Source organism: Streptosporangium lutulentum (assembly GCF_030811455.1).
Lineage (GTDB): Bacteria > Actinomycetota > Actinomycetes > Streptosporangiales > Streptosporangiaceae > Streptosporangium > Streptosporangium lutulentum.
This window is the reverse complement of the sequence record NZ_JAUSQU010000001.1, coordinates 3,139,557-3,153,333: the sequence shown is the minus strand read 5'-3', so window position 1 is coordinate 3,153,333 and position 13,777 is coordinate 3,139,557. Positions and strand designations below refer to the sequence as shown.

At 64.9% G+C, this 13,777-nt stretch carries 4 protein-coding genes; 3 read left to right on the top strand and 1 reads right to left on the bottom strand.

Annotated elements, in window-relative coordinates; genetic code table 11:
- Nucleotides 1–512: 512 nt before the first annotated feature.
- Nucleotides 513–1,466, bottom strand: coding sequence for an NHL repeat-containing protein (locus J2853_RS14105; protein WP_307558009.1), 954 nt, complete (start codon nt 1,464–1,466; stop codon nt 513–515).
- Nucleotides 1,467–2,242: 776 nt separating this feature from the next.
- Between J2853_RS14105 and J2853_RS14100 the strand changes: the two genes are divergently transcribed.
- The 3 genes from J2853_RS14100 (at nt 2,243) to J2853_RS14090 (ending at nt 13,777) form a co-directional block, all read left to right on the top strand.
- A complete protein-coding gene (locus tag J2853_RS14100) occupies nt 2,243–2,710 on the top strand; it encodes a hemerythrin domain-containing protein (protein WP_307558007.1) in 468 nt (155 codons plus the stop codon).
- Between the two features lie 327 nt (nt 2,711–3,037).
- On the top strand, nt 3,038–3,994 hold the full coding sequence (locus J2853_RS14095; protein WP_307558005.1) for a tyrosine-type recombinase/integrase: 957 nt from the start codon (nt 3,038–3,040) through the stop codon (nt 3,992–3,994).
- A 474-nt stretch (nt 3,995–4,468) separates the two neighbouring features.
- On the top strand, nt 4,469–13,777 hold the full coding sequence (locus J2853_RS14090; protein WP_307558003.1) for an RHS repeat-associated core domain-containing protein: 9,309 nt from the start codon (nt 4,469–4,471) through the stop codon (nt 13,775–13,777).

Below are 13,777 nucleotides of genomic sequence, written 5' to 3'. Positions count from 1 at the left end.
GCGTGCGCCGAACGGCTCCGCTCGGAACGACCCTGACCGGACGAGGGGCTTCGGTCGGCCACCGAACGGCGTCAGTTGATGGCGCTCACCTGCAGGAACACCATCGTTTGCGGCTCCTGACGCGACTCTTGACGGCACCCCGACATGGGCCGGGTGTCGCAGGGCACGATCCGGAAGCTGCCGGTGGAGTTCGGCCCCGAACGCAGGGACCAACCGGCTAACCGCAAACGTGAGGGCGGCCGGGGAGGCCGCCCTCACGCCTTCAACGCCCAGACCTACAAGCGGCGCAATCTGGTCGAACGATGCTTCGGAAAACTCAAGCGCATTGGGAATTTGCTTTGAATTCAGCGCCGACTTCCGAAGCCGATACAGCTCTTGAACGCCGGCGACGGCTCCTGCTTCCGTACCGAGCACCCAAGAGCGGCGCGATACCAGCGGAATGCCGACCAAGACCGGAATCGCTGGATTTCCCCGGCCGGTCGCGAATGGTCAAACGAGGTTCGGGATCATATCTATGATGCCGCAGTGACGTGGGTCCAGTTCCTATAGAACGCTCCCGCCGGATATGTGCGCAGCGTCACGTGATTATTGCTGGTGTCGATGGTACCGATTCCCCCTGATCCGTTGGCTGAGTTGTACCACAGGATCCGGTTCCCCACCGAAACAACGCGGTTCCAGTTGGAAGCGAACGATCCCGCCGGATATGTGCGCAGTGTCAGGTGGCTATTGGTGGCGTCGATGGCACCGACTCCACCCGATCCGTTGGCCGAGTTGTACCACAGGATCCGGCCCCCCACCGAAACAACGCGGTTCCAGTTGGAAGCGAACGATCCCGCCGGATACGTGCGCAGTGTCAGGTGACTATTGGTGGCGTCGATGGCACCGACCCCACCTGACCCGTTGGCCGAGTTGTACCAAAGAATCCGGCCCCCTGCAGCAACGACGTGGGTCCAGTTGGAAGCGAACGATCCCGCCGGATACGTGCGCAGTGTCACATGGTTATTACCGCTGTCGATAGCACCGACTCCACCCGATCCGTTGGCCGAGTTGTACCAAAGAATCCGGTTCCCAGCAGCAACGACGTGGGTCCAGTTGGAAGCGAACGATCCCGCCGGATACGTGCGCAGTGTCACATGGTTATTGCCGGTGTCGATGGTGCCGACGCCGCCTGATCCGTTGGCCGAGTTGTACCACAGGATCCGGTTCCCCGTAGAAACGGCGTGGGTCCAGTTGGAAGCGAACGCGCCCGTCGGATATGTGCGCAGCGTCACGTGATTATCGCCGGTGTCGATGGTACCGATGCCGCCTGATCCGTTGGCCGAGTTGTACCACAGGATCGGGTCCGTTGACTGGACGCCGGCATCATTTGCGGCAACCGCACCGACCGGTGAGACTGTACCCGAAAAGGCGAGGGTGGCGAACACAGCAATTACGATCGCTAGGACGCGTTTGCGTTTACGTGGCATTCCTGATCCTTCCGATGAATGAGACTGGTCGTAGGTATGCGCAGGAGTGGTGTGGATTCGTGACTGGTATGAGATTGATGGTCGAACACTTGGCGAAGGTCGTCGGGTAGTGGGTCGGCGGCAATAATGGTGGGGACGGCGATTCAGGTGATCAGTCCGGCACCCGCCACCGATGCCGATAGCGGCGGCGACACCTTTGGCATCACCGGTGCTGGGCTGGAGGCCAAGGCGCTCGGGTGAGCGTCGGCTTCCACGGACTGCGGGGTGTTGCAGTCACTCCTTCCTTACTCGCCGGGCGTTATGGTGCTGGTCAGCTGGGTGCTGGGGGTGCGCATAGGCGCTGCCAACAGGTTAAAAACGCGTTCTTCCAGGGCCAGGTCGCGCTGATCTTTAAGATCGTGCGGCGGGCGCGGGAGACCAGGCAGCAGTGGTTCATTGCCTACATCGGGTATTGCCGCGCGTATTTCTCACTGTCACGCGCTGGGGAGCCCGGCATGCGAGTAGCGCCCTACTCGAAGTCTGCAGAAGGACGTGGCAGAGACGTCAGCTTCCGCACAACGGCGCGGCGAAGCCGGTGCGCCCTTGGTTATCCCGGGACCTGGGCGGCGGCGGTGAAGGTGAACACCGATGTTGTGGGGCGGCCGGCCTGAGTTGTTCTTCTGGGGCCGTCGGCTTAGAATTCCAGGCAGCGTCGCGTGTCGGTGGCGGACTGCGTCAGGCATGGAGGCGTCGGATCCGGAAGGCGGTCATGATGACCCTTTCCCCGTTCCCCACCCGTGGGTGAGAGCGAGAAGAACAGGCTCATAGCCTGGAACCTTGAACTGCAGGCGGCGCATCAACGCCTGCATCGAGCACTGCGCCTCGCGCGTGAATCCCTGGAAGCCGGGGACACCGCCTCGGCACGGGCAGACCTTCTGCTGTACTGCAAGGGATTCTGCGCCGCTCTCGACGGGCATCACGTGCGCGAGGACGTCGGGCTCTTTCCCGAACTGTCCGCGCGCCATCCGTCGCTGCGGCCCACGATCGCCAAGCTCCAGCAGGACCACGAGATGATCGCGATGCTGCTCGGGCGGTTGGACCGCACGATCACCTCGGACGCCACGCCGAGCGAGCTGACCATGCACCTGGACGGTCTCTCCGCGATCATGGAGTCCCATTTCCAGTACGAGGAGCGCGAACTTCTAGGCGTCCTGTCCACGCTGAACCTCGACGCCGATCCGCATGACCTTCTCGGACCGCTCTGATCTCGGCCTTCCATCCCGTCGTACTGCCCGTGATTCGACGAGGCGACCTTCACCGGTGAGGCCTCGTTCGCCGCGACAGTGGTGGTAGTCGTGAGAGGTGATCATTGCTGGCCCATCGGGTGGACGGTCGATGGGCGGCGCAACGATACCGGGATGCTGATCGAGGAATTCCCGAAGGCGGAGGCCGTTTCGTAACGGCTTTGCTGAAACTCCCTGGATAACTCTGATTATCCGGGGAGTCTGAGTATGATCTCCCCGGATAACATCGATCCGGGCCTGGAGCTAACCCCGAAAAAACTCCCCGGATAATAAGGAGAGGTGCCGAAGGTGACCGCGACAGCCGATGACCGCCTCGACAATGTGGTGCCGATCCGGTCCGGTAACGATCTCGCGGCGGCCGCCGCCTCGGCGCTCGCCGCGTTCACCGCGCACCTGGATCGCTGCGCGCTGGCCGCCAACACGGTGACCGCCTACCGGCGACAGGCCCTCGCGTATCGTGACTGGCTCCTGGCCCGGGCCGCCGAGCACGTCGATGCTTTCGCCGACCGGGTCGGTGCCGAGGCCTCCGTCACCGCCTGGCGCCGGCACCTGCTCGGCGGCAGCGCCTCCCCGGCCACCGTCAACCAGGCCCTGGCCGCCATCACCCTGCTGTATGAACACGGGCCCGGGCTGCGGCTGGCGGTCAAACGCGCTCGGGTGCCCAAACCCGGCGCCCCCGAGGCTCTGACCCGGGCGCAGGAGAACGCGGTGCGCCGGGCCGCCGACCGGCGCGGACCCCGCGACGCTGCCCTCATCGCCGTCCTGCTCGGCACCGGCGCCCGCGCCGAGGAATGCCAGCGCCTGAGCATCGCCGACGTGCCCATCACGGCGCGCAGCGGCACCGCCCGCCTGCTCGGCAAGGGCGATGAGGTCCGCACCGTGCCGCTGCCGATCCCGGCCCGCGAACGCCTGTCGGCCTGGCTGCTGGCCCGCACCGAGTTGCTCACCGCCCGGCCCGCCCTGGCCGAGACCGCTGGCGACGGGCTGTGGACCGGCCAGCGCGGCCGCCTGTCGGTCGACGGGGTCACCGACGTGGTGCGCGCCGTCGGAAAGGCCGCCGACCTTCCCGGGCTGCGCCCGCACCGGCTGCGCCACACCTACGCCACCCGGCTGCGCGAGGCCGGCGCCGACCACGCCCAGATCCAGGCCCTGCTCGGACATGCCTCCATCGAGACCACCGCCCGCTACTTCCGGGCCTCGGCCGTCGAGATCGCCGATCTCATCGACCGTGCCCTCGACTACTGAGAACTAGGCACATGTTTTTCCTCAACGGGATGTCAGTAGCTACGAAGTGGAAAGGGTTCCCCCTGTGCGTCGCTGGGATGTCTGGTGGCTGGTATCGCGCAAAGTGGCCGTGTAGTGCATCGCGGCCGGTGGGTTGAGGTCCGGGCTCTTTTCTGATCCGGCGATGTACAGGTCGCGGTTAGACGCGGTGTTATTACGCGTTTCCTCTGTGTCATTATTTGGCTTCGCGGTTCCGTAACTCTTAGTTACCCGACGCACACGAATGCGGGAATGATCTTTCTTAAACCTGGAATCTCGTATTTATTTTCTCCCGACAAAGATCTTGCGTCCCGGGATTCTCCATGTGTAACTTCTGATCGTTTGTTAAATTGCGGACTCCGAACCGTCGTCCCCGGCATTGCTTGGGTTTTTGGCGGGCTGGGGTAACGCGAGGACGCTGGTTCTCGCGCTGACTTGTTCGGAGGGTGACGGCGTATGCGCCGTACTTTGTCATGGTCGCGTTCGGCAGGGCGGAAGGCCTGGGTGACGGGGGCGGTTGTTACGGCGTTGCTGCCCGGCCTGTTGTTGTTCCAGGCGGTTCCGGTCACCGCTGCAGTACAAGCGGTCACCTCGATTCAAGGCAGCCCGGACTCACCTAAGCAATTGACCGGTTCGGCGAATGGCCTGCCATCTATGGCCTCGACTGAGGCGACCAGCGCCGATATTAAGTTGGCCAAGCGCGATCCGAAGCCTCCTAAGGGCGCGCTTCCTCCGGAAAGTCGCCATAAATTTACGGATGAGCCTGCCACGGGCGGCTTGAAGTCGCCTCCACCTCTTCCCGGTAAGAAGGACCGAGATGACAAGGTGGCTGAGACTACGGCTTTTTCCGACGGGGAAGCATTATGGTCCACCTCGGAAAGCCCGGCCATGGAAGACGCGGAAGTGCCCTCTTCCGCGGAGCAGCCATCACGCGTAGGGGCTGCCGAATCGGTGCCGTCGGTGTCGAATGTGAGGATGAATCCGGGGACGTTGTCGTCGGGGGTGTGGGTCGCCTCGACGTTGACCCCGTATCTCGAGGCGCTCCCGGCGGATCCGGGTGGCCGTGATGTGAGGGTCTCGGCTGAGGTGGAGCATGATCCGGCTGCGCCGGCGGGTCAGGGGTCGGGGTATATCTGGTCGGGGACGAGCACCTATTTCAACCCTCCGGGCTACCCGGTGTCGGTGCAGATTCCGGCCGGAGAGCTAACCGATGGGTGGCTGGTGCGCTGGCGGGTGCGGGGTGTCACCGATGGTTCTGGGGTGGTCGGCCCTTGGTCGGCCTGGCAGAGCATGCGGGTGGATGTTCATAAGCCGTCGGTGTCGAACTTGGTGATGAGTCCGGGGACGTTGTCGTCGGGGGTGTGGGTCGCCTCGACGTTGACCCCGTCTTTCTCGGCGAAGGTGACGGATCCGGCTGGCCGTAGTGTGAAGGTGTCGGCTGAGGTGGAGCATGATCCGGCTGCGCCGGCGGGTCAGGGGTCGGGGTATATCTGGTCGGGGACGAGCACTTATTTCAACCCCTCGGGTAACCCGGTGTCGGTGCAGATTCCGGCCGGGCGGTTAACCGATGGCTGGTTGGTGCGCTGGCGGGTGCGGGGTGCCATCGATGGTTCTGGGGTGGTCGGCCCTTGGTCGGCCTGGCAGAGCATGCGGGTGGATGTTCATAAGCCGTCGGTGTCGAATGTGAGGATGAATCCGGGGACGTTGTCGTCGGGGGTGTGGGTCGCCTCGACGTTGACCCCGTATCTCGAGGCGCTCCCGGCGGATCCGGGTGGCCGTGATGTGAGGGTCTCGGCTGAGGTGGAGCATGATCCGGCTGCGCCGGCGGGTCAGGGGTCGGGGTATATCTGGTCGGGGACGAGCACCTATTTCAACCCTCCGGGCTACCCGGTGTCGGTGCAGATTCCGGCCGGAGAGCTAACCGATGGGTGGCTGGTGCGCTGGCGGGTGCGGGGTGTCACCGATGGTTCTGGGGTGGTCGGCCCTTGGTCGGCCTGGCAGAGCATGCGGGTGGATGTTCATAAGCCGTCGGTGTCGAACTTGGTGATGAGTCCGGGGACGTTGTCGTCGGGGGTGTGGGTCGCCTCGACGTTGACCCCGTCTTTCTCGGCGAAGGTGACGGATCCGGCTGGCCGTAGTGTGAAGGTGTCGGCTGAGGTGGAGCATGATCCGGCTGCGCCGGCGGGTCAGGGGTCGGGGTATATCTGGTCGGGGACGAGCACTTATTTCAACCCCTCGGGTAACCCGGTGTCGGTGCAGATTCCGGCCGGGCGGTTAACCGATGGCTGGTTGGTGCGCTGGCGGGTGCGGGGTGCCATCGATGGTTCTGGGGTGGTCGGCCCTTGGTCGGCCTGGCAGAGCATGCGGGTGGATGTTCATAAGCCGTCGGTGTCGAATGTGAGGATGAATCCGGGGACGTTGTCGTCGGGGGTGTGGGTCGCCTCGACGTTGACCCCGTATCTCGAGGCGCTCCCGGCGGATCCGGGTGGCCGTGATGTGAGGGTCTCGGCTGAGGTGGAGCATGATCCGGCTGCGCCGGCGGGTCAGGGGTCGGGGTATATCTGGTCGGGGACGAGCACCTATTACAACCCTCCGGGCTACCCGGTGTCGGTGCAGATTCCGGCCGGAGAGCTAACCAATGGGTGGCTGGTGCGCTGGCGGGTGCGGGGTGTCACCGATGGTTCTGGGGTGGTCGGCCCCTGGTCGGCCTGGCAATCGATGAAGATAGACGTACTGCCATGGCAATGGGCCTCACCAGAAGACAACACCCAGGTCGGCTCTCTTCGGCCGACGCTAGCGGCCTATGCCAAGCCAAGCGCTTCCTCTATGCCGGTGTCGTATTGGTTTCAACTGTGTAAGGGCACCCCGCAGCGATGGGACTGGTGCGAGAGCTCTCCATCATGGAGTAACGCGTGGAGTTGGCAGGTACCCGCCGGAAAGCTCAAGTGGGGCGAAACCTACTCCTGGTACGTGCAGGCAAGCACCAGTCTTGCCACGGTCACCTCGCCATGGCGGACGTTCACCACCTCGCCGGAGCAAGGCACGATCAACTCGCTGCTGGCCTCGGGAACCAACGGGCGCGACTTCGACCACGTGAGCGGCAACTACACCCAGTCGGTCACCGATGCGACCGTCGCCGCGGCCGGGTTGCCGTTGTCGGTCACCCGTACCTACAACAGCCTTGATCCTCGCGCGGATGGGGCGTTCGGTGCGGGCTGGAGCACCCGCTGGGACATGCGGGTGCTGCCTGAGCCGCACACCGCCACGTTGCTGCTCACCTACCCCGATGGCCGTCAGTTGCGTTTCGCGGCCAAGGGCGACGGAACCTACGTGCCACCACCGGGGACGCACGCCACGCTGGCCGAGGTCACCGGGGGTGGCTGGCGGTTGATGGACACCTCCTCCACCTCCTACTGGTTCGACAATGCCGGTCGGCTGACCAAGGTGAGTGACCGCCGCGGCCGGACCCAGGACCTGGTCTACGGAACCGATGGCAAGCTGGCCAAGGTCACCGCGCCCGGCGGCCGGTCGCTGACCTTCACCTGGACCGGCAACCACGTGTCCACCGTGTCCACCGACCCCCTCGATGGTGCTGCGCTGACCTGGACCTACACCTATACCGGTGACGCCCTGACGAAGGTCTGCGCACCCGGTGCGGGCACCGCCTGCACCGTCTACGCCTACACCAGCGCCTCGCGCTATCGCAGCGTGATGACCAACGCCGCTCCCACCGGGTACTGGCGGCTGGGTGAGGCGACCACGAAACTCGGCGACAAGATCGTCAGCTCGGCGGACTGGAACGCCGGTGACGCCGACGCCACGCTCGCCGGCGCCTCCTACAACGTCAGCCCGGCCACCCCCGGCGCGCTGGCCGGCAGCGGCGATGGCGCGATGCGCTTCGCCGGCACCGCCACCTCCACCTACGTGCAACTGCCCTCTGGTGCGATCAACGGACGAGGCGGGCTGCTGGCGGTCGAGGCGTGGTTTAAGACCACCGGCTCGGGCACCGTCATCGGCTACCAGAACTCCCTGCAGAGCAACTTCACCCCGGCCGTCTATGTCGGCACCGACGGCAAGCTGCGCGGCCAGTTCTACACCGGCAAGACCGAGCCGATCACCTCGGCCGCCGCGGTGAACGACGGCGCCTGGCACCACGTGGTGCTCTCGGGAGCGGAAAACACCCAGACCCTGTTTTTGGACGGGCAGGTCGTCGGCACGCTCAGCGGTGAGATCACCCACCTGGACCAGGGTGAGGCGCGTCTTGGGTATGGCTATGCCTCCCCGTCCTGGCCCGCCACCGTCACCACCGCCGGGGCCTTCCCCTTCACCGGAGACCTCGATGAGGTCGCCGTCTATGGCAAGCCGCTCGGGCTGGCCGAGGTGCGCACCCACTACGCCGCCCGTCTGGCGCAGCCGCAGATGACGACGGCGACCCTGCCCTCCGGGCGGGTGCGGGCGAGTAACACCTTCGCCGCTGATGGCGGGCGGCTGCTCACCCACACCGACCACAACGGCGGCACCTGGAAACTCGGCGCGTTGCAGTACGCCAAGACCGGCACCGAAAACGGCGTCAACGCCTCCACCGTGGTCACCGACCCCCGCAACGACACCTTGAGCTATGTCAGCGACGCCACCCGCAACCACCGGATGGTGTCGCAGACCGACCAGCTTGAGAAGGTCACCAGCTACGCCTACGACACCGCCGGAAACCCCGCGAAGATCACCGATCGCAACGGCAACGTCACCGAGCTGTCCCACAACGAGCGCGGCAACCTGATCAGCCAGCGCACCTGCCGCACCGCAGGCAGCTGCAACACCACTTACTTCACCTACCACGTCAACGAGGACAACCCGTTCGACCCCCGCAACGACCAGCTCACCGTGTCGCGGGACGCGCGGTCATCGTCGGCAACCGATAACACCTACGCGACCAAAATCACCTACACCGAGTTTGGTGAACCGGCCAAGCAGACCACCCCGGCCACCGCGGACTTCCCCGACGGTCGCTCGACCAGCACCACCTACACCGACGGCACCGAGGCGGCCGTCGGCGGCGGCAACACCCCGGCCGGGCTGGTGAAGTCGGAGAAGAACGCCAAGGGCGAAGAGAGCACCTACCGCTACACCGCCGCCGGTGACCTGGCCGAGCAGCGCACCCCGTCCGGGCTGGTCATCACCTCCGTTCGTGACGCTTTGGGCCGGGTGACCTCGCGCACGGAGACCTCTGCGGCGCACCCGGATGGGGTGACCTTGACCTTCACCTACGACGGCCTCGGCCGGGTGCTCACCCAGACCGGTGCCGGGGTGAAGAACGAGGTCACCGGCGTGACCCATACCGCCAAGACCACCTCCACCTACGACGCCGACGGCAACGCGCTCACCCAGAGTCTCACCGACCTGACCGGCGGCGATCCGGCGCGCACCACCACCTCCACCTACGACGCGCACGGCCGCCTTGAGACGGTCACCGACCCCGAGGGCGGCGTGGTCCGCTCCACCTGGGATGTCACCGGCGCCCGTACTTCGACGACCGACCCGCTGGGCACGGTGCTCACCTTCGGCTACACCGAGCGCGGTGAACCGGCCTCCACCACGCTCAAGAACTGGACCGGCAGCCCGGTCAGCCCGCAGGCACCCCAGGACGTGGTGCTGGAGTCCAAGTCCTACGACCCGGCAGGCCGGCTGGCCTCCCAGGTGGACGCGATGGGCCGCAAAACCTCCTACACCTACTTCGCCGACAACAAGCTGTCGCAGGTGATGGCCGATGATGCCCGGCTGAACGGCTCCACCACCACAGAAGACGTGGTGCTGGAGGACAACACCTACGACGCGGCCGGTAACCTGATCAAGCAGGTCACGGGCGGTATGAAGGCCACCGACAACAAGGCCATCACTGAGAACGTCTACGACGCCGCCGGCCGGCTGACCTCCACCACGTTTGACCCCGCCGCGCTGAAGCGCAAAACCGCCTACACCTACGACGCGGCCGGCAACGTCACCAAGAAGGACCTCACCGGTGCGGGCAGCACCCGGGTGGAATCCACCACCTACGCCTACAACCCCTTAGGCCAGGTGACACGGCAAACCGTGGAGAACGGCGCCGACGACCTGGTCTCCACCAGCACCTACGACGAGCGCGGCCTGCTGATCACCACCACCGACCCGCGGGGTAACGCCACCGGCGCCACCGCGGCGGACTTCACCACCACGATGCGCTACGACAACGCGGGCCGGCTCATCGAGACCACGGCCCCCCAGGTGAAGGTCGACAAAGCAGGATCCACCACTGAGAGCCGGCCCACGGTCAAGCAGGGCTACAACACCATCGGTCTCGTGACCCAGGCCGTCGACGCGGAAGGCCGCACGATCACCTCGGCGTTCGACAAGGCCGGCCGCCTGACCTCGACCACCGCCCCGGCCTACACCCCACCGGGCACAACCACACTGATCCCCACGACCAGCTACGACTACGACGCGGCAGGCCGCCAGATCAGCGTCACCGACCCGCGCGGCTATGTCACCTCCACCACCTACGACGCGCTCAGCCGCCCAGTGCGGGAGACCGCCCCCGGACCGGACGGGCCAGGCGGGCAATGGGTGTCGACCTATGACCTGCTGGGCGAACCGCTCGCGGTGATCGACCCCACCGGTGCCCGGGTCGAGGCCACCTACGACGACCTCGGCCGCACAATCACCACCACCCAGATCGAGCGCAAACCCACCACCGCCGCGCTCACCACCAAGCTGACCTACGACAGCGCCGGAAACCTGATCACAAGCGTCGCCCCCGGTGATAAGACCACCAGCTACACGGTCAACGCCGCCGGCCAGGTCACTGCCGTTACCGACCCGAACCTCAACAAAACCAGCATCGGCTACGACGTCCTGGGCCGGCAGACCAAGGTGACCAACCCGCTGGAAAACGTCACCGAAATCGAATACGACCTGGCCGGACGCCAGATCGCCGCCAAGGACCTCACCCGCACCGGAGCGGTCGTCCGCACCCTCGGTGTCGGCTACGACCCGGCCGGCAACCCGACGTCCACCACCTCCGGCGAGGGACACATCACCCGCCAGCAGTTCGACGCCCTGGGCCGGATGACCGCACTCATCGAGCCGGTCTCCACCAACAAGTCGATCACCTCGACGTTCGGCTACGACGCCACCGGCGCGCGCACCCGCACCACCGACGGCCGCGGCAACACGACCTGGACCAGCTACAACACCCTGGGCTTGGTCGAGTCGGTCATCGAGCCGGCCACCGCGGCCCATCCCAGCGCGGCCGATCGGACCTGGACCACCCTCTACGACGCCGCAGGCAACGCCACCTCCAGCCTGCAGCCGGGCGGGGTGCGCATCGACCGCACCTTCGACCCTCTCGGGCAAGTAGTGAAGGAAACCGGCACGGGGGCCTCAGTGACCACCCCTGAGCGCACCGTCAGCTACGATCAGGCCGGCCGAGTCACCGCGATCGGCGACTACAGCCTGGAATACAACGACCGCGGCCTGCTGACCAAGGCCTCCAAGGCCACCAACCAGATCGCCGCCTACACCTACGACGCCCTGGGCAACCCCACCCAGCGCATCGACGCCACCGGCATGGCGAACTACACCTGGGATGCCGCCAGCCGGCTGAAGACCGCCGGGGACCCGGTGACCGGGCGCACCTTCACCTACGACTACGACAAAGCCGACAACCTCCTCAGCAAAACCTCGGCCAACCCGGTCAACGCCCAGGCCTACACCTACGACGCCGCCAACCGGCTCACCTCCCAGACGCTGAAGAACAGCTCCGGCTCCGAACTGTCGAAGATCGCCTACGGGTGGGACAAGGACGACAATCTCACCTCCAAGACCACCTCCGGCACCGCCGGCGCGGGCACCAACAGCTACGGCTACGACCACGCCGGACGGCTGACCTCCTGGACCGCCCCCGGCGGCGCGAGCACCGCGTACGGCTGGGATGACGCTGGCAACCGCACCAGCGCCGGCAGCAAGACCTTCACCTACGACGAGCGCAACCGGCTGACCTCCGGCGCCGGCGTCGACTACACCTACACCCCCCGCGGCACCACCGCCACCGAGACCAAAGCCGGGGTCACCAAAAACCTGACCTTCGACGCCTTCGACCGGATGATCATCGACGGTGAGGCCTCCTACGGCTATGACGCGCTCGGCCGGGTGACCTCCCGCACCCAGGGCGCCACCCAGCAGCGCTTTGTCTACTCCGGCCTGGACAACGACATCGTCACCGTCACCGACGCCGCCGGCGCCACCCAGGCCAAGTACGGCCGCGACCTGTCCGGCGGGCTGCTCAGCCTGCAAGAAGGCACCGGCCCCGCGCTCGGCGTGATGGCCGATCTGCACGGTGACGTGGTCGCCACCTTCTCCGGCACCGCCCTGGTCGACTCGACCGCCTACGACCCGTTCGGCGAGGTCACCCATCGCTCCGGCACCCAACGCACGCTCGGCTACCAGGGTGAATACACCGACCCGGACACCGGCAAGGTCAACATGAACGCCCGCTGGTATCAGCCCGGCACCGGCGCCTTCGCCTCCCGCGACACCGTGACCCTGGACCCGAACCCGTCGGTGCAGGCCAATCGCTACACCTATGCCAACGCGGCGCCTCTTACCGGTATCGACCCCACCGGGCATTCCTGGCTTGCAACCGCTCCCTCTATTTCGCTCAGCGATCCGTATGCTGTTAACAGCGGGTACATCTGCAGTTCGGGCATGTGTTTTGAAACCGACGCCAGGGCCAGATGGTGGGCTGACTACACCACAGCCCCTGGCTACGATTATGAGAATCGCCCGCATCTCTCAGATGATGAGATCGAAAGACTGGGTTTTGAATACATGCCGAATGGTCGGCCCGTGCCCAAAAGGACGGACGATCAAGTGATTGACTTCTGGTATGCGAATGAAGAAGCGCAGAATGACTACATGTCAAAATACGCACCTATTCATAGCGATAAGACACTTTCAATTCTGTGGGCGGTGACTGCTGCATACCATAACCAGTATCCCGTGAAGGATCCAGGCGATTGCGTAGAGCATGGACAGGGATGTGCGGAAGGCGTATACAGCAAGTCCGTTAAAGATGGTCGTACCGCCATGCATCGAGCTGCTGACGAATTCGCTCGACAGTGGGCCAAGGTCAAGGGGCCAACATGGCGTGATATAGATGGTTTAAGATATGCAACCCTTAAGAAGACCATTAGCGAGGAAAAAGCTCGCGAACAGGTTATGAATTTCAAAGAAAGATGGGTAAAGGGTTACAAGGATGTAATCTCCGCCGCAGCCGCATACTTCGGGGTTCCGGCTTGGATCTTGGCCGGTATCGCGTTCAACGAGGTAGGTGGCGACCCTCCCGCGATCGATGACCTTGCGCTCCAGGCCCGGTACATGTTCCAGGGGAAAGCGGAGGCCATGGCGACTTCGCTCGGACCTGTTTCCATGCAGATCGGGCTGGCCGCTCAAATCCTTGGCTATAAATACGAAAATGTAAATACGTTAGATATGCAGGCTATTGTCAGAACGTTGAAGAATCCTGCGTCAAATCTATTTATTGTTGCGTCCTACATCTCTACGCTGCGTAGCCAAATGGGAGGCGGCTACTTGGGCGATGGGGAGGCAACGTGGATCGCAGCGGTCTATAATGGAGGGCGCGAGCACTGGGACTCCATTAAAGCACAACGTTACGCGCGCGATTTTATGGCAGCCAAGCCTATCGTGGTGGGAATCCTTGGCGGCACTAGGTGA